Genomic DNA, 20,418 nt, shown 5'->3' with positions numbered 1-20,418 from the left:
GTCAATCTTTGACCCAACGCAGCTTCGGCTTGCGTGCGGCCGTCGCCTCATCCAAACGCTTCACCTTGGCACGCACTGGCGCCTGCTTTAATAACTCAGGACTCTGCTTGGCCTCTTCAGCGATAGCCAATAAAGCGTCACAAAATTCATCCAGGTTCTGCTTACTCTCGGTCTCGGTCGGCTCGATCATCAGCGCCCCCTTGACCACCAAGGGGAAATAGATCGTCGGTGGATGATAACCGTAATCAATCAGTCGCTTGGCGACATCGAGGGTGTGGCAATCGTTTTCCAGTGCCGCTTCGGAGAAAACCACTTCGTGCAGGGAGCGCTGTTTGTAGGGCAGATCATAAGTCCCTTCCAGCCGCGCACGGATATAATTGGCGTTAAGCACGGCCAATTCGGTTGCCCGCTTCAGCCCCTCGCCCCCCATCGCCAGAATATAACAATAGGCGCGCACCAAAATGCCGAAATGTCCGGAAAAGCCCTTAACCCGACCGACCGACTGCTTCAAGTCAAAATCGAGACAATACTTATCACCGTCTTTAATGACGATCGGTACCGGCATAAAATTACGCAGTTTTTCGACAACGCCGACCGGACCAGCACCTGGGCCTCCACCACCGTGGGGCGTAGAAAAGGTCTTATGCAGATTGAAATGCATGACATCGATACCGATGTCCCCCGGTCGACTGATCCCCATCAGGGCATTGAGGTTGGCCCCATCACAGTAAACAAGGCCACCCCGCTCATGAACCAACTCGCAAATCTCGCGGATATCGGACTCGAACAAGCCAAGGGTATTCGGGTTAGTGACCATCAGCGCGGCGACATCATCATCCATCACCGCAGCGACCGCCTCTTTGCTGAGGACGCCATCGGTCGCGACCGGAACAACATCGTAACCACAAAGGGCCGCCGAAGCGGGATTCGTCCCATGAGCGGTATCGGGAATAATCACCTTGTGCCGTTTATTCCCCTGCGCCTCATGCCACGCACGGATCATCAGCATGCCAGCAAACTCCCCCTGAGCTCCTGCGGCCGGCTGCAGAGTGATCGCCGGGAAACCGGAGACTTCGGCCAGATCCTGCTGCAAGACATACATCAGCTCCAAGGCACCCTGACTGAGATGATCAGGGGTCTGCGGATGTAACTCGGTAAAACCGGGCAAACGAGCGGCCTGCTCATTGACCTTGGGATTGTACTTCATGGTGCAACTTCCCAAGGGATAAAAACCGCTGTCAACGCCGTAGTTCCAGGTCGACAAACGGGTGTAATGGCGCACCACATCAACCTCTGAAAGTTCCGGAAAATCGCAAATTTCATCACGGGTCAGCGCTGAGTCTGGCGTCGCTTCCGGGACATCGGACGGTGGCAAGCTGTAGCCGATCCGACCTGGATCGGTCAATTCAAAGAGCAGTTTCTCATCAAGTACCAGCCCGCGGCTGTCCGTGCGGCTCATAATTCACCTCCTGCCAGGGCAGTCACCAAGCGATCGATCTGATCACGACTGTTCTGTTCGGTAACACAAATCAGCAAAGCATTTCCCAGCTCCGGATAGTCCTTTTTCAGGGCAATCCCTGCGAGAATCCCCTCCTGTTCAAGGCGCTGCTGCAAATCAGCAATCGGCTCGGTACAATTAATGACAAACTCGTTGAAGGTCTCTCCGGCGAAAGCCAACGCAAAACCATCCAGCGCGGCAATCTGCTGCTTGGCGTAGGCGGTCTTGGAATAATTCAATTCAGCCAATTTACGCAAGCCCTGCTTGCCGTGCAGCGCCAGATAAATACCGACCATCAGCGTACACATACCCTGATTAGAGCAGATATTCGAGGTCGCCTTTTCACGGCGGATATGTTGTTCGCGGGTAGCAAGGGTCAAAACAAACCCGCGCTTGCCATCCAGATCGACCGTTTCACCGACTAAACGCCCCGGCAGAGCACGCATCTCTTTCTGCTTGACGGCAAAAAAGCCGATCCCCGGGCCACCGAAGGAGATCGGGATACCGAAACTTTGCCCCTCTCCAACAACCACGTCAGCACCTAAATCACCCGGTGACTTAAACAGGGCCAGTGCCAAGGGTTCGGCAACCGCAGCAATCATTTTTGCCCCGGCGCCGTGCGCACTATCCGCGAGCGATTGCAGATCTTCGATTTGTCCATAATAATTCGGATAACCGGCGACCACGGCAGCAACCTGGTCATCGAGGAGCGTCGCTAACTGCTGCTGATCGGTAACGCCATTTTCACTCGCCGGAACGTCCAGTAACTCAACATCCAGATACCGACAATAGGTGGCGACCGTTTGTCGATACTGAGGATGAAGCGCTTCGGACAGAAGGACCTTTTTCCGCTTGCGACCGGTCCGCAGAGCCAACAATACCGCCTCAGCACAGGCCGAAGCACCGTCATACATCGAAGCATTAGCGACGTCCATGCCGGTCAATTGGCAGATCATGGTCTGAAATTCAAAGATCGCCTGCAGCGTCCCCTGGCTGATTTCTGGCTGGTAGGGAGTATATGCTGTGTAAAACTCACTCCGACTAACCAGATGGTCGACCACCGACGGAATAAAATGATTATATGCGCCACCACCCAAAAAGGAGTCCCACTCCGAAACCTTGGCATTTTGCTCGGCCAGATTCCGCAACACCGTCATCGACTCCGACTCAGCCAAAGCAGATGGCAGATTCAACGGGGATTGCAGACGACAATTGGCAGGGATGCCGGAAAACAAGTCATCGATCTGGTCGACTCCGATGGTCTCCAACATCTGCTGAATGTCCATGTCCGTATGGGGCAGATAGCGCATAGTTATCCTCTTCGGCAGTCCAAGCTGCTGCTTTTGACAAATACCAGGAGCAAAAATAAATGATCAGTCCTGCTCAATAAAACTCTGATAAGCGGTCGCATCCATCAAGGCATCAAGTTCTGCCGCAGCAGAAAACTTAACCTTGATCATCCAGCCATCTTCATAGGCAGAAGTATTGAGCATTTCCGGCTCATCCGGCAGTTCATCGTTAATTTCAACGACTTCTCCGCTGATCGGGGAAAAAACATCTGAGACCGCCTTGACTGACTCGACAACACCGAGCGGCTTACCTATTTCCAGTTGATCGCCGACCTCGGGAAGCTCAACAAAAACCACATCCCCCAGCTGATCCTGAGCAAAATCGGTAATACCGATGGTGACAATCTCATCCTCAACCAGGACCCACTCGTGCTCTTCGGTGTACTTCAACTCGTCGGGAAAATCCATGACATCCTCCTAAAATCAGTAAAATGGTCCCTTCCGGGAAGCGTTTAAACAAAGGGGAGTTTTGTGCGTTCCGCGGCAACCTGACGCTTACGGATAGCGATTTGCAGCGGCAGTTCCCCATCGGCAATCGGTGCCTCGATCAGAGCCAGGGCAATACCCTGCCGAAGGCAAGGAGACATGGTCCCACTGGTGACGTATCCGACCTCCCGACCGTCACAAAGAACCGGATAATTTTCCCGCGGCACCCCTGGCTCCGTCAGTTTAAGGCCGATTAATTTACGCTTTAAGCCGTCCTCTTTTGCTGACAGCATCGCCTTTGAACCGACAAAATCACCTTTTTTCAGTTTGGTGATCCAAGCGAGGCGCGCTTCCAGCGGCAAAATATCGGCAGTAATTTCATGTCCATAAAGGGCATAAGCCTTTTCCAGCCGTAACGTATCGCGCGCACCCAACCCGGTTGGCACCAAGCCTAGCGGCTCACCAGCAGCCATCAGCGCCTGCCAGAGCGTTACGCCGTCAGCAGCAGGACAGTACAGCTCAAAACCGTCTTCTCCGGTGTAACCGGTCCGCGAAATGATCGTTTTACACCCCGCCACATCACCTTCGGCAAACCAGTAATATTTGATAGCCGACAGATCAGTTTCGGTCATTCCGGCAAGAATCTTTTCCGCCTGCGGCCCCTGCAACGCCAATTGGGCATATTCTGGGCTACGATTAATCAGCTTAAGTTCGGTAAAATCGAATTCATCGAGGAGTTGCTGTAGCCAGGCAAAATCTTTTTCGGTATTTGCCGCATTGACACATAGCAAATAGTTATCGGCAGCAAAACGGTAAAGGGTCAAATCATCCACCACCCCGCCAGTAGGATAGCAGAGCGCCGTGTATTGAATCTGCCCATCGGCCAACGCAGCAACATCATTAATGGTGGCTTGCTGTAAAAAATCAAAGGCCTGCGGTCCGCTGACTTCAATCTCCCCCATGTGGGAAACGTCGAACAGCCCGGCAGCCTCGCGAACAGCCATGTGCTCAGAAATCACACCAGTATACTGAACCGGCATTTCCCAGCCACCGAACTCCACCATACGGGCTCCTGCTTGATGGTGGACCTGATTTAAAATGGTTTTCTTCATCGGCAGGCTCCCTTATAAGTGAGATTGTATGGCAACAGGATTTTGCTAATCCGCAAGGATCTGCGGAATCAAATCTTCGTGACCGAAAGTCATCAGATGTACGCCCTGACAGAGATCACGAGCCAATGCGACCATTTCACGAGCGATCTGCACTCCGCTCAGCAACGGGTCTTCGGCTCCCTCAAGGCGTTGTATCAGATCTTGCGGCACCTGTACACCCGGAATATTGCGATTGAGAAAGTCGGCCATACGGGCATTTCTTAACAATAGAACTCCCATTATAACAGGAACCTTTAAACCGCCGGCGGTCGCCATAAAGGATTCCAACTGGGAGCGATTGAAAACTGCCTGTGTTTGAAAGAATTTTGCCCCGGCGGAGATTTTTTTCTCAAACTTTTTTAAGACCAGAGATTGGGGTTCAGCGGCCGGAGCGACAGCAGCTCCAGCAAAGAATTTTGGCGCGACACAAAGAGGCTTACCGGCCATATCGGCCCCAGCACTCAGATCATCAACCGCTTGCAGCAATTGCACTGAATCAAGGTCAAAAACCGGGCGAGAAGCCTTATGGTCGCCAAACTTAGGGTGATCACCGGTTAACAGCAACAGATTTTCAATCCCCAATGCCGCGGCGCCAAGCAGATCGGATTGCAAGGCCATGCGATTGCGATCACGGCAGGTTAGCTGCAAAATCGGCTCATAGCCCTGCTCAATCAACAAGCGCGCTAAAGCCAGCGGGGACATACGCATGCAGGCCCCCTGATTATCGGTGATGTTGATCGCGTCCATGCCACGCAAAAGATGGGCTTTGGCCAGAGCCGGGGCGACATCCACCCCCTTTGGCGGAGCGATTTCAGCAGTGAAAACAAACTTCTGCTGAGACAATTTCTCTGCCAAACGGCTCATTTTTTACGCTCCGATGAGGAATTCTTATCCAACCGGTGCTGTCCCGGCTTGAATTTCTTACTCCAGTCTTTCGGCTCGACCATCTTGTCAAACACTCCCTGCCGCTGCTGTTTTTCCAGCCGCTCGTGAATGCGTACCCAAGTACAATCGCGCTCTTGATCGACCTCGCAATGACCGTCTTCCATCCCACCGCAAGGGCCGTTTAACACCCCTTTGGCGCAATTGGTTACTGGGCAGATACCGGCGGTGTCGTTCAAAATGCAATCACCACAGAGAGAACATTTTTCTTCAAATTCACCAAAGCGGCGGATATTGCCAAGAAACAGCGAGTTTACCGCAGCCAGAACCCGCTTATCGATACAGTTGGAGATTGACTGCACCCCGGCACCACAAGAGAGAACCAGCAGAGCATCCGCCTCTTCAACCTGCGCCTTATAGCGCCGCAATTCACGGGCCGCTCGCATGATATGGCAGGTTTCTTCAAGCACCATACTGCCAACCACCTCGCGTCCGGTTTCTTCGAGCCACTCCTGGGTGGCAAAGACTTCGTCCTCGCCACCCACTTTACAGACCGTGGCACAAGCACCGCAACCGATCAGAAACAGAGAATCATAGCCGGTCAGCAACGCTTCCAGTTCATCTCGGCTTTTCGGGGTGCTGATGATCATCCAATCGCCCTATTGTTTGGCTGCCCGCCGCTTGGCGCTGACAACGGTGTTAAACAGCAACATGGTGATGGTCATCGGTCCGACACCACCCGGAACCGGAGTAATGGCAGCAGCCCGCTCAAAAGCAGCATCATATTCGACATCACCAACCAGCTTCTTTTCGCCGACCCGGTTAACACCGACATCGATAACCACGGCACCCTCTTTGATCCAGCTCCCCTTGACCATCTCCGGAACACCAACAGCAGCAATCACCACATCGGCAGCAGCGACCTTGCCCGGCAGATCTTGGGTTCGCGAATGACAGATGGTGACGGTCGCATGCTCCGCCAAGCACATCAGTGCAACCGGCTTACCAACGATGTTGGAACGACCGACAACGACGACTTCCTTACCCTTTAAATCGACACCGGTTTTCTCCAGCATTTTCATTATGCCATAGGGAGTACAGGGCTGAAAAAGTGGGTTGCCGGTAGCCAAACGACCAACGTTATACGGATGGAAACCATCGGCATCCTTTTGTGGCGAGATAGACTCCAGCACCTTTGATTCGTCGATATGGGCAGGCAGAGGCAACTGCACTAAAATACCATCGATCCGCTCATCGGCGTTTAACTTGGCGATCAACTCCAAAAGCTCTGCTTCGCTGGTCTCAGCCGACATCTTGTGCTCATCGGAAAAGATCCCCGCGGCAGCACAAGCTTTTTCTTTCATCGAGACATAAACCCGACTAGCCGGATCTTCACCGACAAGCACCACGGCCAACCCTGGCGTTACACCTTTTGCGATCAAGTCAGCGGTATCTTTTGCGATTTCAAGACGTAGATCCGCAGCGATTGCCTTACCATCAATTACCTTTGCCACCTTATGCCTCCATTTGCTGTTATAATTAAAAGCAGATTGTCTCTCTACCAGAGTGAAAGTAACTCTAACAAGTCACAAACTATACGTAAGCACTTTGTGAATGTAAAGCCGCTGTATAAAAGCTAAAGACGTATATTTATTTTCTACGAGGGAAGCTACGCCTATGTTTATACAATTTCACTTACGTGTCCTACTATTGTCCATATTCCTGACCCTCCAACTGACTGTTTTTTGCTATGCGGAACATGACACTCAGGAAGAAGCCGGAGAGCCAACTCTTGTCGACAAAACCCACCAAGGGATCTCCGAATCGCTGGCGGCTCCTTCGCGCTGGTTTGATAATTTTTTTAGCGATCCACGTACAGACGAAGAACCTGCGGGAACATTTTTACGCTTACGTGGTTCCATGATTTCAGAAGAGGGTGAAAAGCTCAGCTTTAAAGGCAAAGCGAAAGCGCGACTGCGGCTGCCAAACCTCAAACGACGCTTCCACCTGATCCTCTCAAGTGAAGACGAAGACCTTCGTGACGAAACCTTAAAAGACGCAAGATCTAACCGGGAGTTGGCTGAAAGAGAAGAAACCAGCTTGGCCCTGCTCTATACCCAGAAACGTAGCAGTACATTCAGCCTGACCCACCAGGTCGGTCTCGACCTCGAAGATGGTCTCAACCCTCGGGTTCGTTCACGCGTGCGCTACTCGATTCCCATTGCCAGAGAATCGATTTTGACCCTTGCGCAGGCGGCCTACTGGGAAGATGACGAAGGGTTCGGCGAAGAAAGCCGCATTGACTACGACTTCCCACTGAGTAATAAAAAGCTGCTCAGAGCAACCGGACGTGGACTCTTTTCGGAATCGAGCAACGGTTATGAATGGTTAAGCATGTTGCAATGGCTCCAATCGTTCAGCCACAAAAAAGCATTGGCCGTCGGCAGCTTTGTCGCCGGAGAAACTCGCCCGCAAAACCATGTCACCGAATATGATGCCTTTATCAAATACCGGCAAAAAATTATAAAAAAATGGCTTTTTGTTGAACTCAAACCAGAGGCAAAGTGGTCTAGAGAAAATGACTTCAAGGTCGCCGGAATTTTCACCCTTACGTTTGAAGTTCAGTTCTACGATTGAAGGGTACCGGACAACGACAGAAGCCCCGTTCAATCAAGACGGGGCTTCTGTCGTTGTTCACCAAAATGAGTTTAAAGGCTTTTAGCCGTTAGCAGCCTTCGGACAACCTGCGCACGCTTCACTCTTGCCAGCAGAGTCACTACCACAAGAAGCTGGCGCGGAATATCCCTGTTGATACCAGCCGTTCCCTTTGAGAGCAAAACCTCCCTGAGAAATCAGCTTTTTGACCGCACCGCCACACTCACGACAATCACTGATCGGTTCATCGGAAAACTTTTGCCGCACTTCAAATTGCAGCCCACAAGATTCACACTGATATTCGTACATTGGCATAATCAAAATCTCCAAACTTGACTTGTATTTTTTCTCTTGATTTTAAAATGAGGACAGATATTAAATTGGAGCAGCTATCAATGTCAAGATATGACCTCAATGTACGCATCCAAAACAGCAGAAACGCTTTGCACATCCAGTCCGTTGAGCAAAACTCTCTTCTGCCGTGATTTGTCTCCGGAAATCAATTCAACCGCGCCCTTGGCGATACCGAACAGTTTTGCCAGATATTCACAGCACGCCTTATTGGCAGCACCTTCGACCGGAGGCGATGTCAATTTAATTTTCAGGGCGTCTCCCTGCAGACCGACTATTTTGTTGCGACTCGAGCGAGGCTGCACCTGTACCCGCAGGATGACCCCAGCGGGGGTTTCACTAAGGCAGGGATACATCAGGATTGATCTACTTCGTCTTCAATCTGCCCGGCAATCATCGGTTGTTGGAGAAATCCGGCTTGCCGATCATCCTCTTCGATCTGCAGGATATCCATATCCAGCAGTTTCAAATGACCATCAATCAGCGCACGCAAGCCGGTTTCGAAAGAAACTTTCTGCCGTTTGAGCTGTTGTATTTCATTGACCAACTGCACACGGCGATCAGTTGCATCCCTGACCACCTGTTCCCCCTCCAGATGGGCTTCCGCAACCATTATTTCCGCTTCTTTACGGGCGTTATTCTTTAGTTCTACTGTCACCTGTTGCGCAGTCATCAAAGTTTCCTGCAGCGCCTTTTCCCGGTCACGTAATTGCTCCAATGAGGTCCGCGTTCTAGCGAGGGTCTCTTTCAGCTCATTGTTCTGCTTGTGCATCCGCTCGAGCTCATCGGCAAGCATTTCCAAAAAATGATCGACGGCGGCCGTATCATATCCGAACAGGCGTGTCTTAAACTGGTGTTGCTGGATTTCAATCGGGGTAATCCGCATGGGATTTAAGCCTCAACTTGAGAAGTTAATACGCTATCTGCATGAGAAAACCGACAACAAATTGCTGTACGACAGACAGCAGCAACAGCAACACAATAGGCGAAAAATCAAAGGTTCCAGCACGTAAAAACGGGATCAGATTACGCAAACGGTAAAGAACCGGATCGGTCGCATTGTGCAAAAAACGAACGATCGGATTATACGGATCCGGGCTAACCCAGGAGATCAATGCTCGAGCAATGACAATAAAAATGTAAATATTAAAAGCCAGATCAAGAATTCTGGCAAGCGCAACTATAATAAAGTCCATACAAAACACCTTTCCTCTACATCCAGTAACAAAAATAGCGTAATTCTCTGAACTTATACAGAAACTGTGAATTACTGTCAAACGATTAGAGGGCTTTTCAAGCAAGTGGTAATTTTGACTTTAATTGCAAAAACAGATAGATTGTAACGGTTTTGAAATATTCTGTAATTCTTAAATAAAATGTGAGGAAAGCATGGTCCAAACCAATAACCTGAACGTTCGTGAAGTCACACCGATTATTGCTCCGGCAGATCTCAAACAAGTTTTTCCGTTGAGTATTGAAGATGCCGCATTCGTCAACGACTCGCGCAATACGATTAAATCGATCCTACACGGCGAGGACAAACGGCTGTTGGTTGTCGTCGGCCCCTGTTCCATTCATGATCCGCAAGCGGCAATGGAATACGCCCAACGGTTAGCTAAACTAGCGGTTACCGTTAAAGATACTTTATTTATCGTAATGCGCGTTTATTTCGAGAAACCACGCACCACAGTCGGCTGGAAAGGCCTGGTCAACGATCCGGACATGGACGGTACGCACAGCATTTCCAAAGGTTTGGGGATTGCGCGCCAGCTTTTCAATGCGATCACCAAGCTCCGTTTGCCGATCGCCAGCGAGATGCTCGACCCAATTACCCCACACTACCTTTCGGACATGATCAGCTGGGGGGCAATTGGAGCCCGAACAACCGAGTCACAAACCCACCGTGAAATGGCCAGCGGGTTATCCTTCCCTGTCGGTTTTAAAAACGGTACCGATGGCTGCCTGAAAATTGCCACTGACGCGATGGCAGCAGCCTGCAGATCGCACAGCTTCTTGGGGATAAACTACGAAGGGCGGAGTTCTATCGTTGAAACGACCGGCAATCCAGACATCCACATTGTGCTACGCGGTGGTAACGACGGTCCCAACTATTCGCCAACAGATATTGATGAAACCATCGAGCTCTTAAAAAAGAACAACCTGCCCCCTTCGATTATGGTCGATTGCAGCCATGCAAATTCAAACAAAGATCATGAGCGACAAGGAGAAGTCCTCGACGATATCGTCAAGCAGATTTTAACTGGCACTACGGCAATCAATAGCGTGATGATCGAGAGCAACCTGAACGCTGGCAACCAGAGTATCGCGGAGAATCTCGAAGACATGCAATACGGAGTTTCGGTAACGGATAAATGTATCGACTGGCAAACCACTGAAAAAATGTTGATGAGGACATTCCAAAGCCTCTCCGCAAATGGCAATTCCTGAGCACAGAGATAAGAAACGGTCATGAATAATTGTTGTGCTGAAAATTCAACGGACAAGCAAGCTGCGGCTAAACAGGAGAGCTGCGACCCGGCTCAAACAGGCAAGGGAAACTGCTGCGGTCCGCAGGCTACAACTGAAGCATGCTGTTCACCAGCCACAAACAAACCGGAATTTGCAGGGCACAGTATCTATCCATGGGTGAGTGACTGGCTGAACACACCTATCGGAACTGTCCCGCAAGTCAGCACCTCGCTAACCTGGGCCGATCGGCGTGGTCGCTGGGCAATGCGCTGGGGAATCGGCCGTGATCATTACCGTGTAACCCCTGGCATCTACGCCGTCGGACAGCCGGATGATAAATCACCGCTCCTGGTCTCAGCCAACTACAAACTCAGTTTCGATTGTTTGCGGGCCGCACTTTCCGGTGAACATGTCTGGCTACTAGTCATCGATACCAAAGGCGTTAACGTCTGGTGCGCAGCCGGTAAAGGGACCTTCGGAACGGATGAAATCATCTCCCGCTGCAAACAGACCAACGTTGACCAATTAGTCAGCCATCGACAAATCATTATTCCGCAATTGGGTGCACCCGGGGTTGCTGGCTACAAGATAAAACAAGAAACTGGTTTTACAGTGACCTACGGACCCGTTCGAGCCACCGACCTGAAACCATTCATGGCAGCGGGGATGCAGGCAACACAAGAGATGCGAAAAGTCTCGTTCAATCTATGGGAGCGGTTGATTCTGGCTCCGGTTGAAGTGACGATGCTCTACAAACCGATCCTGACCTCTATTCTGCTGATTTTCGTTCTCAGCGGTATCGGCGCAAATATTTTCTCCTTTTCTGCGGCATGGCACAGAGGAATCGCCGCTGTTGCAGCCGGACTTACCGGCGTAGTGACCGGTTGCGTCCTGACACCAGTTCTGCTGCCCTGGTTACCAACCCGAGCATTTACCTCTAAAGGTGCATTACTCGGACTCATTACAGCGACAATTTTAGCACTTGGTCCTTATCAGACAGCTGGGACTGCGGGCCTGATCTGTCTTTATCTCTTGGTGATTGCCATCTCTTCATACACAGCGATGAATTTTACCGGTTCGACAACCTTCACCTCCCCTTCCGGGGTAGAAAAAGAGATGAGGATTGCGATCCCCTGCCAGGCCTTGGCTGTTCTGATCGCCGGTCTGGTATGGATCGGAGCAGCATTTTGAGCTACGGAACGCGACAATGACTATGATAAACAGCGGACTGACCTACTTGCAAGACGTCACAACATTGGAGCTTTTTGTTGATAAATGCATCGGCTGTGGAGCCTGTGAAGTTGTTTGCCCACATCGGGTTTTTGTCGTTGCAGATAAAAAAGCTCAGATAGTTGCACAGGACCTATGCATAGAATGTGGTGCCTGCAGCAAAAACTGTCCCGTTGCGGCGATAAGCGTTGAAGCCGGGGTTGGCTGTGCCAGTGCAATCATTTATAGTTGGCTAACGGGTAATGAACCGAGCTGTGATTGTGACAGCGGTTCTAACTGTTGTTAGCAAATTAACAAAATAAGGCTTTACTTTAGCACATACGAATATTAGAGTTAGCTAAACTCTCATATGGGCCCTCAATGAATCAAACCCTCCTTATAATTGATGATTCCAAAGCAATCCGCACTCAGGTGACGCAGATGTTTGCCGACGGCAAAATATTTGCTAAAACGCTGCAAGCTGCCGATGGCATAGAAGGTTTCAAACTTTTGGTTAATAATGATGTCGACCTGATCCTCTGCGACATCGAGATGCCCGGTATCGATGGCCTTAAATTCCTCGCCATGCTGCAGTCCCGCGAGGACTTGCGCGAAAAGCCAGTTATTATGCTCACCAGCCACGGCGACCTGAGCACCAAGGTTCGCGGCCTCGAATCAGGGGCCAGTGACTACATCACCAAACCGTTCGAACCCGAAGAAATGGTTGCCAGAATACGTGTCCATATGCAGATCAAAACCCTGCAGGATGAGCTGCGTCGCAGCAATCAACTGCTTATGGAGCTCGCCCAGACCGACCCACTGACCCGTCTCTACAACCGGCGTCACCTGTATGAAAAGCTTGAAATCGAACTCAATCGTTGCTTTCGCAGCACCAATCCGATTGCCCTGATAATGACCGACATCGATCATTTCAAACAGGTTAACGACAGATTCGGGCATCAGGTCGGCGATGAAGTGCTGACAAAGGTTGCCGATCTTCTCCAACAACAGCTAAGAACCTATGATTTAGCGGCCCGCTATGGTGGCGAGGAATTTTGCCTGGTATTGCCGGAGACGGACCTTGAGGCGGCCACTGAAGTTGCTGAACGGATTCGTCAGCAGGCCGAACAAATGAAATTCCCTCCACTGATGAAGAACTATAAACTCACCATGAGTTTTGGCGTCGCTGCCTACGATGGGACGTTTGAAGGGTCAATTGACGAGATTATCAGATGTGCCGATGATGCCCTGTATGAAGCAAAGAATTCTGGCCGCAACCAGGTAAAAGACAGAGAGATATCCAACTAGTCATTTATCCGTAGCTCTAAATCATCGTACCAGGCCAGCGCTTCCTCCCCGGTATCATCAGTATCAGTCATAATGGCGATGCCACCAACCGGTGGCGGATCTTCACCAAACAGCCGGCGATAATCTTCGACCAGATTTCGTTCTTCCTGCACCCACTGCCCTGCCCTACCATTGCCTGATTCAACCGCCAGCATAACCGAACGTTGAAAATAAGTACTCGGCACGACTTCCTCAAGCTTGAGTTTATTTGCCCAAATATAATTAATAGAACGGGATAGTGGCTTAAACCAATGGGGGAAAATCACATAGATCCGCGCAGCATAGTCATCTTTTTCTTTGACTCTGGCATTACCGGATTTAACCGTCTGAGTAATTTTCCAGCGCCAACTCAAACGTGGGGATAGGTTCGGATCGATATCCAGATGCTGAATTAATGCGGAAGCGCTGCGCTGACTATAGGCGCGCAAAACCTGATTCCCGGTTTCATCTTCCACCAACCGATAATCGTTCTTTCCGTTAAAAACCTCTTCCTTCCATCGAGACAGATCGGTGGCGAAGTCATCGATCAAAAAAGTTTCAGCGGCTCCTGCCGAATCGATGCAGCTGATAACAAGGAACAACAACAGCAGCGATATTCGCAGGCCACTAAAAACCATCAGGCGGTTCAAATCAGACGATTCTGCTTAAGAAAGGTCCGAGCAACATCCTTGGCCCCCTGCGCTGCAACCTGCGCCTCCAGACCAGCGATAGTCTCCGCATCTATTTTCCCACCCAGTTTATTGATTAAGCGCGCGAGAGCCGGGAATTTTTTCAGAGTATCTTTGCGGGCCACGGGAACCGCCTGAGTTGGCAATTCAAAACCCTGCAGGCTCGCTTCAAAACCGAGCGGTTTCAGCCAGATCAAGTTCAACTCCTCGTTGTAACGCTTCTTGACCGCCTGATAGAGTTGCTCTGCATCCTGCAACGGCTCGTCACCAAGAATCTGCACCTGCCCAACGCCAGTATATTCAACATAGATATCCAGATCGTCCTTCAGGAGCGCCTGATGCGCTTCAGGACTGGACCCAAGGATCACAAGCTTTACCGACGTGCCGGTTCTTTCGGTAATCAATTGCGCAAGCATATTTGCCAATAGATCCTGCTGGGCTCCGCCGGTGGAACCGATTACCAGGGTTTTACCGACACAAGCAAACGCGGCCAGCGGCAGCAGTAAAAAGACCAGCAGCAACAACAGAGAAATATTTCTTTTACACAAAAGGGACATTTTTCATTCCTTCCCAAATCTAAGTTTCAACCAAAAGCAGAAGATTTAATGGATCGGCTTATCAGTCTCAACCTGGGGTGGTTTAACCTCTTCAAGAACAATGGTGCCATAGCGATTTTCATAATTACTGACATTATTCTGTAACGCCTGCAACAACCGTTTTGCGTGCCGCGGTGAAGTAATAAGACGTGCCCGAACCTTGGCTTTTGGTGCTTGTGGCTGAACATAAATACAGTCGAGCACAAACTCGCTGTCATTGTGATTAACAACAGCCATATTGATATATTGACCGGCAGCGACATCGTCATCAATTTGAATTTCTACCTTCAACTCCTGTTCGGCCTTTTTATCCATTTCAAATCTCCAAAAAATTAGTTTATCCCCGCATCGGCAACCGGTTGTTGCAACCACGGAGAAAAATCGATCTGGTCACGAAGATAACGTGCGCCAGTCGTATCATCAAGCACCCACTTGTTCTGTCGACGGGCAGAAAACATCTTCGGAGCCGCTGCTTTCAACTCCATCCCCCACCAATTATGCCTGACATCAACCACACCGCTGACCGGAGCGAGGACCGCCATCTTACCTGAGCGTCCAGAGTCAGCAAGAAACTTCTGCATTTGCTCACTACTGGCCCCCTGCTCCTCCATCGCCGCACTCTGATGATCCCCCAATTTAACGGCCAAACGGTTCCCGGTAAAGTTGTTCTGCTTGACCGTCGGGTAGGACAGATAATCACAAAACAGAGCAAGCTCATTGTTCTCGAACTGATTTCGCTCAATCAGTGGCGCCGCGCGCCGCTCGTTTTTGATAGCAAGCGCATTGTGCAGAAATAAATTCTGCTCGACATGCGGGCTACCGAGTTGATTGTTCACCAGTGCCTGCTGGTTCTGGCGAAAGACATTACGCCGCAATTGCGGCTTGGATGCCAGCAAACAGACGACGCCCTGCTGATTACCAACAAACTGATTGCTCTCGATCAGCGGGCTCGACATGGTTTGATCGCAGAGGAGCGCCGCAGAATTCTGTTCAAAAATATTACCACTGACACGCCCAGCAAAGAGATGCCGAAGGTAAATCCCCTGCTGATTTTCAGCAAAATGATTCCCTGTCAACTCGCCGGAGCTGTTATGACTCGCCATGACTGCCGTGGCATTACCGAGAAACCGATTGCCCCGCAACACCACCTGCGAGCGCATCCCAATATCGATGGCCAGCTGGTTATCGCTGAATTGGCTGTTTTCAACCAACGGAGTCGACTGCCGGTGCAACTTGATCGCCGTACCGCAGTTAATAAACTGACTCTCTCGCACTTCAAAACGACTCAGAGAACTGCTCAGCCCAATCGCCGCAGCAGCAATCCGAACATGCTCAAAGCGATTCATTTCAGCAGACTGATGTAGCTCTATCCCCAACCATCCCTCAGGCGTGACAAACTCAATCGGCTGCGCAGCGCTACCGAGTGCCTGCAGATTGCCTTCAACCCGGATAGAGAAGTGCTTTTCGCTAACAACAATCCGAGTACCGGGGGCAATCGACAATTTTGCGCCGGCAGCAACAAGAATCGGCTGACTAAGATCGATGGTTCCCTGCCACCGCTGATCCGCACCAATCACCAAAGGAGACTGATTATCCGCCCCGACAGGACCAACCAACAGAAACAAAACACTCAGGAAGAAAAATACTACCTTACTTGCAACCGTATCCAAAACCCACCCATTCTGGCAAAAAACTGTCTTTACAGCCAAGCTACTGACAAAAACAACAACAACCCAGCGTTACAACCAACAGAACAACCAGACCGCGATCATATCCCCGATTGCCTCGCAGTAAATGATGCAAAAATGTGTCCAGCAAAATCTCCACCTCAACCCGAAGAAATGATTGTCTAAGCTGATGGATCAGCGCGGACCGGCATCGGGGACTTCAATAGCCAGCGGCGCAAAAGTCACCGCGCCTATTTCTGCGTCGACGCGATGATCATAAATTGCCTCGCGAATAGCTCCCAAATCTGTACTTCCCCACCAATTGCCCTGCAAACTGACATCTGCGGTATAAAAGTCACCGAGCCGTAACTGATATTGATTATCGACGATATTATTTCCGCTAATCTTAAACGGCTGATCGTTTTCGAACAGGAAAATCCCGGCGCCATTGTTCCGAATCAGATTTTTTTTCACCTGCACCTGCGAATTTCGGAAATTGACCCCTTTACCAGTATTATTCTCAATCAGATTATGGCGTAAAACGAAATTGGCCTGCCCAATGCGACAGCCGTCGATATTGTGATGGATATGACTATCCTCGACGATTCCCCGGGTAAAGTGGGCATGCAGTGTGTAAGCTGAATCGCGGATTTCACAGTAACGAAAATGGGCCTGCTTGGAAAAATCGACCGCTATTTCCAGCCAGTCCCCCGGTTGCGGATTCTGCTTGGCGCTGCGGAAGCGGATCGGCTGCTGCTTGGTTCCGATGGCGATCAGCTCACCTTTGACAACCAGGGTTCCATCGCCCAATCCATCGCGATTTCCATCATGATAAACAAAAGAGATGTCGGTTCCCGGAGCAATGGTCAGGATCGCGGTGCGCAACACTTCGACCCGCCCATCGATCAGAATCGAACCCTGCCACAGCGTATCTTCTTCAATAACAATATTCCGCAAACGTAGCGGTTCAACAGGAGAAAGTTGCGCACAGGAAGATAAGAGAACAAGCGCCAGCAGTAGTGCCGAGAAAGACAATTTCACCATGCACTCCAATACAAAGAAAGACTACAGAGCCAACTGCAGGAACCAACCGAGCAAAATAGAAACCAACAAGGAATGAGCAACAAATACCATCACCAACCGCTTCTGGAACATGGCCCAAAGAGCGAACATGGCCGGTAGGCTGGTCACCGGTCCGGCCAGCAGCAGGGTTAAGGCGGCACCATTATCAATACCTCGTTCTAGCAAACCGGCCAGAATCGGGATAATCGGAATCTGATTCGTCGGCAGCGGCAGCCCGATCAAAGCCGCGGTGAACAAGGACTGAACACTCTGCTGGCCAACCAGAAAGGTAATCCAGGAAACCGGCACCAGCGTGACAATTATTGCTTCGAGAATAATGGCCAGCAGCAAAAACTTACCGACAAACAGGCCAGCATCCAGAGTGCGATCAAAAATAAAACGCAAGCGGCTATCACGAGGCACAACCTGCATCCGCTTGATTTTGATCCCCTGTGCGGCACCAATTTCCGCCGCTGGAGCCAGAGTGCCATCCTCTTTATAGATCGGTTGCAGTCGCACCATATCAGCGGTCAGGTAGCCGACCTTCTGCAACCAGAGCACTAACATCCCCGATGAAAGCCCGAGGACTGCAGCACCAACAAGTTTCATTAGCGCCCAGTCGCCACCCAAGCCGCGATAGGTCAGCAGTAGCGCATCCGGGCCCATCACCGGCGAGGTGACCAATAAGGCCATCAGCGGCGCCAGCGGCGTGCCCATCATCGCCAGAGAAATCACCACCGGCAAGATACCGCAAGCACACAGCGGCGAGACCATGCCGACCATAACAGCGAGGGGAATTCCCCAAAAGCCAGCCCGATTGATCGAGTCACGGATGCGTAGGTCAAGCTTGTAGCCCTTGATGATGCCGACCAAAAGAATCGACAACAGGAAGAACCACCACATCTGTAGGATTTCTTCCTGGATGACACTCAGAATTTGAATGAAAATTGAATCCTGCATCAGTCGATGATCCGTTCGACGGCGATATGCCGCAACAGCTCTAAGTGCTGCGGCTTTTCCTCATCACTGAGTGCTCGGTAACGACCGGCCAACAGCAGCGCTTCAGCAGAAAGCCCAAGTGACAGCTCTCTGCCATCATCAGCAGCACAAAGGAGCAAATGCTGTCCCTGTGGGTCAACTTGCAGCTCCGCTGTCAGTAAACTATTTTCCAGCGCCATCGCAATACCATCGGCAGCACAGGTCCGCATCTGATAACAAAGCTGCCAAGTACCGTGCTCAGCGGCACTCAAGCGACGCACCATCTCAAGACCGAGGCGCAGGCCCAGCGTACTCATCGGACAGTAATGGCCATGGCGTTTTGCAAGCTGCTCATAGAGATCAATCACGCTCACATGAGAACCTAAAACGCGTAATGGTGCGGACAGTCATTATTGTAGATTTCGTGATAGACGCGGGTCATGTCAGGAGTCAACCAGTAACGGACTTCCTTGAGTGATTTGAGAAAATGCGCCATGGTCACTTGTGGGGCATCCTCTTTAATCGCATTGATCGTCGCCCGTTTACAGAGACTCTCAGCGTCCCAACCAACGTAACCTTCGGTCATTTCAGCGAGCTGCTGACGATCGACATCAGCAGCCATGTTCGGCATCATATCCATGTAGATATCAAGCATTTCACGCCGATCATTGGTCCGTGGCGGAGGAACAAAAACCTTGCGATTAAAACGCTTTTTTTCCTTGATAATCGCCTGATCAACTGTATCGATACGATAACAGGAACCGACCAGCATAACGTTCTCGACCTGGTTAATCCGGTCGATCTGTTCGACAAACAAATGGTTCAATTCCTTGGTTGCAAAGGTCGGAGGGATACCGCGCAAGTTGCCGGTATCCCACTCGTAATTACAGCCGACCCGCGGCGCCAACCATTCGCAATCGGAAATAAACAACACACAGGGGGCTTCGTGAATGGCCGTATCGAAAGCCTCAATCAGATCTTCGCCTTTGCCGAGCATCTCCTGCCCACTGATGTAAACAAATGAGGCTCCGGCTTCCTTGGCACAGGCTTCTGCAAGCATGGTGATGCCGACGCCCAAAGGCCCCCACATCATCACCCCGGCGGGAATCCCGAGCTGGTGCTGCTTAATCATCTCCGGCTTCTGCAACGGCAGGCAAACCATCTCCTTGAGAATCTCTTTTACTTCTGCAAACCCGCCGATATCGTCCCAATCGAGAACCGGTTCACGGACCTCATAAAAAATATTTTCCAATTTCTTGTGCATAGTAAATTGTTACTCCAGTGGAAATCGACCGCAGCCAAGAGATCGCGAATCGGAGGAATAGATATTCTAACCGGTAGTAATTTTAGCAATGAACATGCCAGCAAAGCGAGAAGAGAAAGCCGCGCGGAAAACTTTCCATTGATGGCTTCCCGAAACAACAAAGGCGCCCATCTGGACGCCTTTGTAATTGCAGAAAAATGACAAACTAGAGGTCATTCAACAGACGATACAGCAGCTGTTCCATCTCCCAAACACTGGCAGCCTCTTTTTCGTGACCATCCCCCTCGAGCATCACCCTGGCTCGATCAAGGCAACCATGGCAGGTCAACAACACCGGAGAGAGTTTGGCCTCCAACTGAAACTGCGGGATCTCACCAACCGTTTCGAGAAGATCCTGCATTTCTTCTACCGTAACATCAACCAAGCGCAAAGCATTGGCAGTCGATTCCGGCAAAACCTCGTACAAGCGATCCGCCTCTGTCTCTATGTGCTCCAGTACCTGACGGTAACGTTCAGATATCGACATACTATTTCCCTTTCTAGAATAAATCTCTCTCCCCCAAAGAGGAGGGCTTGCCATCCTAAGCAAACTCGGACAAAAGATCAATCACTGAACGGCCGAAATTATCGCAAAAATATTGACTTTTCGTTCCCCTGACTGCTAGTTTCGAAAAACGAATTATTGTAAAGCCCTAGGGGAGTCGTCGTTACTGAGAGTTCTGTGTAAACAGAATGACCCTTGGAACCTGATCCGGTTGATACCGGCGTAGGGAAGTGGCTGTTGTTTACCGCATCAAGCTGATGCTGGTGGCCGCCCATGGGTGGCTTTTTTTATTTTTATAGTTG

General features: G+C 50.6%; 25 protein-coding genes and 1 riboswitch. Of the genes, 5 read left to right on the top strand and 20 right to left on the bottom strand.

Going from position 1 to position 20,418, the window contains the following annotated elements; translation table 11 throughout:
• Position 1: 1 nt before the first annotated feature.
• Genes gcvPB through folD form a run of 7 tightly spaced genes read right to left on the bottom strand, consistent with a single transcriptional unit; the run spans position 2 to position 6,820 of the window.
• Entirely contained in the window at positions 2–1,459 is a 1,458-nt protein-coding gene (gene gcvPB / locus ACZ5PT_RS13230) for an aminomethyl-transferring glycine dehydrogenase subunit GcvPB (RefSeq protein WP_464263501.1), read from the bottom strand.
• A complete protein-coding gene (gene gcvPA, locus ACZ5PT_RS13225; protein ID WP_464266742.1) occupies positions 1,456–2,814 on the bottom strand; it encodes an aminomethyl-transferring glycine dehydrogenase subunit GcvPA in 1,359 nt (452 codons plus the stop codon). The genes gcvPB and gcvPA overlap by 4 nt, the downstream gene beginning before the upstream one ends.
• A 57-nt stretch (positions 2,815–2,871) precedes the next feature.
• Positions 2,872–3,255, bottom strand: a complete 384-nt coding sequence (gene gcvH, locus ACZ5PT_RS13220) for a glycine cleavage system protein GcvH (RefSeq protein WP_464263500.1) — start codon at positions 3,253–3,255, stop codon at positions 2,872–2,874.
• A 44-nt stretch (positions 3,256–3,299) separates the two neighbouring features.
• Entirely contained in the window at positions 3,300–4,385 is a 1,086-nt protein-coding gene (gcvT, locus tag ACZ5PT_RS13215) for a glycine cleavage system aminomethyltransferase GcvT (protein WP_464263499.1), read from the bottom strand.
• A 45-nt stretch (positions 4,386–4,430) separates the two neighbouring features.
• Positions 4,431–5,288: a methylenetetrahydrofolate reductase gene (locus ACZ5PT_RS13210; RefSeq protein ID WP_464263498.1), complete on the bottom strand. Its 858-nt coding sequence runs from the start codon at positions 5,286–5,288 to the stop codon at positions 4,431–4,433.
• Entirely contained in the window at positions 5,285–5,956 is a 672-nt protein-coding gene (locus tag ACZ5PT_RS13205; protein WP_464263497.1) for a methylenetetrahydrofolate reductase C-terminal domain-containing protein, read from the bottom strand. Before ACZ5PT_RS13205 ends, ACZ5PT_RS13210 begins: the two co-directional genes overlap by 4 nt.
• 9 nt (positions 5,957–5,965) lie before the next feature.
• Complete coding sequence (gene folD / locus ACZ5PT_RS13200; RefSeq protein WP_464263496.1) at positions 5,966–6,820, bottom strand: bifunctional methylenetetrahydrofolate dehydrogenase/methenyltetrahydrofolate cyclohydrolase FolD; 855 nt, start codon at positions 6,818–6,820, stop codon at positions 5,966–5,968.
• Positions 6,821–6,983: 163 nt separating this feature from the next.
• Here folD and ACZ5PT_RS13195 point away from each other — a divergent pair, with 163 nt between their 5' ends.
• Positions 6,984–7,943 (top strand): hypothetical protein, encoded by a 960-nt coding sequence (locus ACZ5PT_RS13195; protein WP_464263495.1) that lies wholly within the window; start codon positions 6,984–6,986, stop codon positions 7,941–7,943.
• A gap of 81 nt (positions 7,944–8,024) precedes the next feature.
• On the opposite strand, the gene ACZ5PT_RS13190 is transcribed toward ACZ5PT_RS13195, so the two are convergent.
• The 4 genes from ACZ5PT_RS13190 to ACZ5PT_RS13175 all read right to left on the bottom strand — a co-directional run bounded on the left by ACZ5PT_RS13190 (position 8,025) and on the right by ACZ5PT_RS13175 (position 9,508).
• A complete protein-coding gene (locus ACZ5PT_RS13190) occupies positions 8,025–8,276 on the bottom strand; it encodes an FmdB family zinc ribbon protein (protein WP_464263494.1) in 252 nt (83 codons plus the stop codon).
• Positions 8,277–8,359: 83 nt separating this feature from the next.
• On the bottom strand, positions 8,360–8,668 hold the full coding sequence (locus tag ACZ5PT_RS13185; protein ID WP_464263493.1) for a DUF167 domain-containing protein: 309 nt from the start codon (positions 8,666–8,668) through the stop codon (positions 8,360–8,362).
• Complete coding sequence (locus ACZ5PT_RS13180; RefSeq protein WP_464263492.1) at positions 8,668–9,198, bottom strand: DivIVA domain-containing protein; 531 nt, start codon at positions 9,196–9,198, stop codon at positions 8,668–8,670. Before ACZ5PT_RS13180 ends, ACZ5PT_RS13185 begins: the two co-directional genes overlap by 1 nt.
• A gap of 25 nt (positions 9,199–9,223) precedes the next feature.
• Positions 9,224–9,508 (bottom strand): YggT family protein, encoded by a 285-nt coding sequence (locus ACZ5PT_RS13175; protein WP_464263491.1) that lies wholly within the window; start codon positions 9,506–9,508, stop codon positions 9,224–9,226.
• 193 nt (positions 9,509–9,701) lie between these two features.
• Between ACZ5PT_RS13175 and ACZ5PT_RS13170 the strand changes: the two genes are divergently transcribed.
• From ACZ5PT_RS13170 to ACZ5PT_RS13155, 4 genes are all read left to right on the top strand, one after another.
• Positions 9,702–10,760: a 3-deoxy-7-phosphoheptulonate synthase gene (locus tag ACZ5PT_RS13170; protein ID WP_464263490.1), complete on the top strand. Its 1,059-nt coding sequence runs from the start codon at positions 9,702–9,704 to the stop codon at positions 10,758–10,760.
• Positions 10,761–10,781: 21 nt separating this feature from the next.
• Positions 10,782–11,972 (top strand): mercury methylation corrinoid protein HgcA, encoded by a 1,191-nt coding sequence (gene hgcA / locus ACZ5PT_RS13165; protein ID WP_464263489.1) that lies wholly within the window; start codon positions 10,782–10,784, stop codon positions 11,970–11,972.
• 16 nt (positions 11,973–11,988) lie between these two features.
• Complete coding sequence (gene hgcB, locus ACZ5PT_RS13160) at positions 11,989–12,297, top strand: mercury methylation ferredoxin HgcB (protein WP_464263488.1); 309 nt, start codon at positions 11,989–11,991, stop codon at positions 12,295–12,297.
• A 74-nt stretch (positions 12,298–12,371) separates the two neighbouring features.
• Positions 12,372–13,298, top strand: a complete 927-nt coding sequence (locus tag ACZ5PT_RS13155; protein WP_464263487.1) for a diguanylate cyclase — start codon at positions 12,372–12,374, stop codon at positions 13,296–13,298.
• Here the strand turns inward: ACZ5PT_RS13155 and ACZ5PT_RS13150 are convergent.
• The 9 genes from ACZ5PT_RS13150 to ACZ5PT_RS13110 all read right to left on the bottom strand — a co-directional run bounded on the left by ACZ5PT_RS13150 (position 13,295) and on the right by ACZ5PT_RS13110 (position 20,098).
• Positions 13,295–13,966, bottom strand: coding sequence for a DUF3047 domain-containing protein (locus ACZ5PT_RS13150; protein ID WP_464263486.1), 672 nt, complete (start codon positions 13,964–13,966; stop codon positions 13,295–13,297). The two genes, ACZ5PT_RS13155 and ACZ5PT_RS13150, sit on opposite strands and share 4 nt — an antisense overlap.
• Positions 13,963–14,562 (bottom strand): glycine betaine ABC transporter substrate-binding protein, encoded by a 600-nt coding sequence (locus ACZ5PT_RS13145; protein ID WP_464263485.1) that lies wholly within the window; start codon positions 14,560–14,562, stop codon positions 13,963–13,965. The genes ACZ5PT_RS13150 and ACZ5PT_RS13145 overlap by 4 nt, the downstream gene beginning before the upstream one ends.
• A gap of 45 nt (positions 14,563–14,607) precedes the next feature.
• Positions 14,608–14,916, bottom strand: coding sequence for a DUF3467 domain-containing protein (locus ACZ5PT_RS13140; RefSeq protein WP_464263484.1), 309 nt, complete (start codon positions 14,914–14,916; stop codon positions 14,608–14,610).
• A 17-nt stretch (positions 14,917–14,933) separates the two neighbouring features.
• Entirely contained in the window at positions 14,934–16,271 is a 1,338-nt protein-coding gene (locus tag ACZ5PT_RS13135) for a right-handed parallel beta-helix repeat-containing protein (RefSeq protein WP_464263483.1), read from the bottom strand.
• Positions 16,272–16,463: 192 nt separating this feature from the next.
• Positions 16,464–17,309, bottom strand: coding sequence for a right-handed parallel beta-helix repeat-containing protein (locus tag ACZ5PT_RS13130; protein WP_464263482.1), 846 nt, complete (start codon positions 17,307–17,309; stop codon positions 16,464–16,466).
• 24 nt (positions 17,310–17,333) lie between these two features.
• The gene (locus ACZ5PT_RS13125) at positions 17,334–18,290 is read right to left on the bottom strand and encodes a permease (protein ID WP_464263481.1); all 957 of its coding nucleotides are present in this window, start codon (positions 18,288–18,290) and stop codon (positions 17,334–17,336) included.
• Positions 18,290–18,682 (bottom strand): FmdE family protein, encoded by a 393-nt coding sequence (locus ACZ5PT_RS13120; RefSeq protein ID WP_464263480.1) that lies wholly within the window; start codon positions 18,680–18,682, stop codon positions 18,290–18,292. The genes ACZ5PT_RS13125 and ACZ5PT_RS13120 overlap by 1 nt, the downstream gene beginning before the upstream one ends.
• Before the next feature lie 8 nt (positions 18,683–18,690).
• The gene (locus tag ACZ5PT_RS13115) at positions 18,691–19,572 is read right to left on the bottom strand and encodes an AAA family ATPase (RefSeq protein WP_464263479.1); all 882 of its coding nucleotides are present in this window, start codon (positions 19,570–19,572) and stop codon (positions 18,691–18,693) included.
• A 205-nt stretch (positions 19,573–19,777) separates the two neighbouring features.
• Positions 19,778–20,098, bottom strand: a complete 321-nt coding sequence (locus ACZ5PT_RS13110) for a hypothetical protein (protein ID WP_464263478.1) — start codon at positions 20,096–20,098, stop codon at positions 19,778–19,780.
• A gap of 158 nt (positions 20,099–20,256) precedes the next feature.
• Positions 20,257–20,363, top strand: a riboswitch (TPP riboswitch).
• The last annotated feature ends 55 nt before the right edge of the window (positions 20,364–20,418 follow it).

The sequence above is a fragment of the Desulfuromusa ferrireducens genome (assembly GCF_055389805.1).
The sequence above is the reverse complement of the archived record's forward strand: the minus strand, read 5'-3'. Positions and strand labels throughout refer to the sequence as shown.

Excerpts from the sequence above, each read along its gene's own strand:
- hgcB (WP_464263488.1), top strand. The coding sequence starts at position 11,989 with ATGACTATGATAAACAGCGGACTGACCTACTTGCAAGACGTCACAACA.
- ACZ5PT_RS13205 (WP_464263497.1), bottom strand. The coding sequence starts at position 5,956 with ATGATCATCAGCACCCCGAAAAGCCGAGATGAACTGGAAGCGTTGCTG.
- gcvH (WP_464263500.1), bottom strand. The coding sequence starts at position 3,255 with ATGGATTTTCCCGACGAGTTGAAGTACACCGAAGAGCACGAGTGGGTC.
- ACZ5PT_RS13195 (WP_464263495.1), top strand. The coding sequence starts at position 6,984 with ATGTTTATACAATTTCACTTACGTGTCCTACTATTGTCCATATTCCTG.
- ACZ5PT_RS13210 (WP_464263498.1), bottom strand. The coding sequence starts at position 5,288 with ATGAGCCGTTTGGCAGAGAAATTGTCTCAGCAGAAGTTTGTTTTCACT.
- gcvPB (WP_464263501.1), bottom strand. The coding sequence starts at position 1,459 with ATGAGCCGCACGGACAGCCGCGGGCTGGTACTTGATGAGAAACTGCTC.
- ACZ5PT_RS13185 (WP_464263493.1), bottom strand. The coding sequence starts at position 8,668 with ATGTATCCCTGCCTTAGTGAAACCCCCGCTGGGGTCATCCTGCGGGTA.
- ACZ5PT_RS13140 (WP_464263484.1), bottom strand. The coding sequence starts at position 14,916 with ATGGATAAAAAGGCCGAACAGGAGTTGAAGGTAGAAATTCAAATTGAT.
- ACZ5PT_RS13190 (WP_464263494.1), bottom strand. The coding sequence starts at position 8,276 with ATGCCAATGTACGAATATCAGTGTGAATCTTGTGGGCTGCAATTTGAA.
- gcvT (WP_464263499.1), bottom strand. The coding sequence starts at position 4,385 with ATGAAGAAAACCATTTTAAATCAGGTCCACCATCAAGCAGGAGCCCGT.
- ACZ5PT_RS13155 (WP_464263487.1), top strand. The coding sequence starts at position 12,372 with ATGAATCAAACCCTCCTTATAATTGATGATTCCAAAGCAATCCGCACT.
- ACZ5PT_RS13180 (WP_464263492.1), bottom strand. The coding sequence starts at position 9,198 with ATGCGGATTACCCCGATTGAAATCCAGCAACACCAGTTTAAGACACGC.
- ACZ5PT_RS13170 (WP_464263490.1), top strand. The coding sequence starts at position 9,702 with ATGGTCCAAACCAATAACCTGAACGTTCGTGAAGTCACACCGATTATT.
- ACZ5PT_RS13115 (WP_464263479.1), bottom strand. The coding sequence starts at position 19,572 with ATGCACAAGAAATTGGAAAATATTTTTTATGAGGTCCGTGAACCGGTT.
- ACZ5PT_RS13110 (WP_464263478.1), bottom strand. The coding sequence starts at position 20,098 with ATGTCGATATCTGAACGTTACCGTCAGGTACTGGAGCACATAGAGACA.
- ACZ5PT_RS13145 (WP_464263485.1), bottom strand. The coding sequence starts at position 14,562 with ATGTCCCTTTTGTGTAAAAGAAATATTTCTCTGTTGTTGCTGCTGGTC.
- ACZ5PT_RS13125 (WP_464263481.1), bottom strand. The coding sequence starts at position 18,290 with ATGCAGGATTCAATTTTCATTCAAATTCTGAGTGTCATCCAGGAAGAA.
- hgcA (WP_464263489.1), top strand. The coding sequence starts at position 10,782 with ATGAATAATTGTTGTGCTGAAAATTCAACGGACAAGCAAGCTGCGGCT.
- ACZ5PT_RS13175 (WP_464263491.1), bottom strand. The coding sequence starts at position 9,508 with ATGGACTTTATTATAGTTGCGCTTGCCAGAATTCTTGATCTGGCTTTT.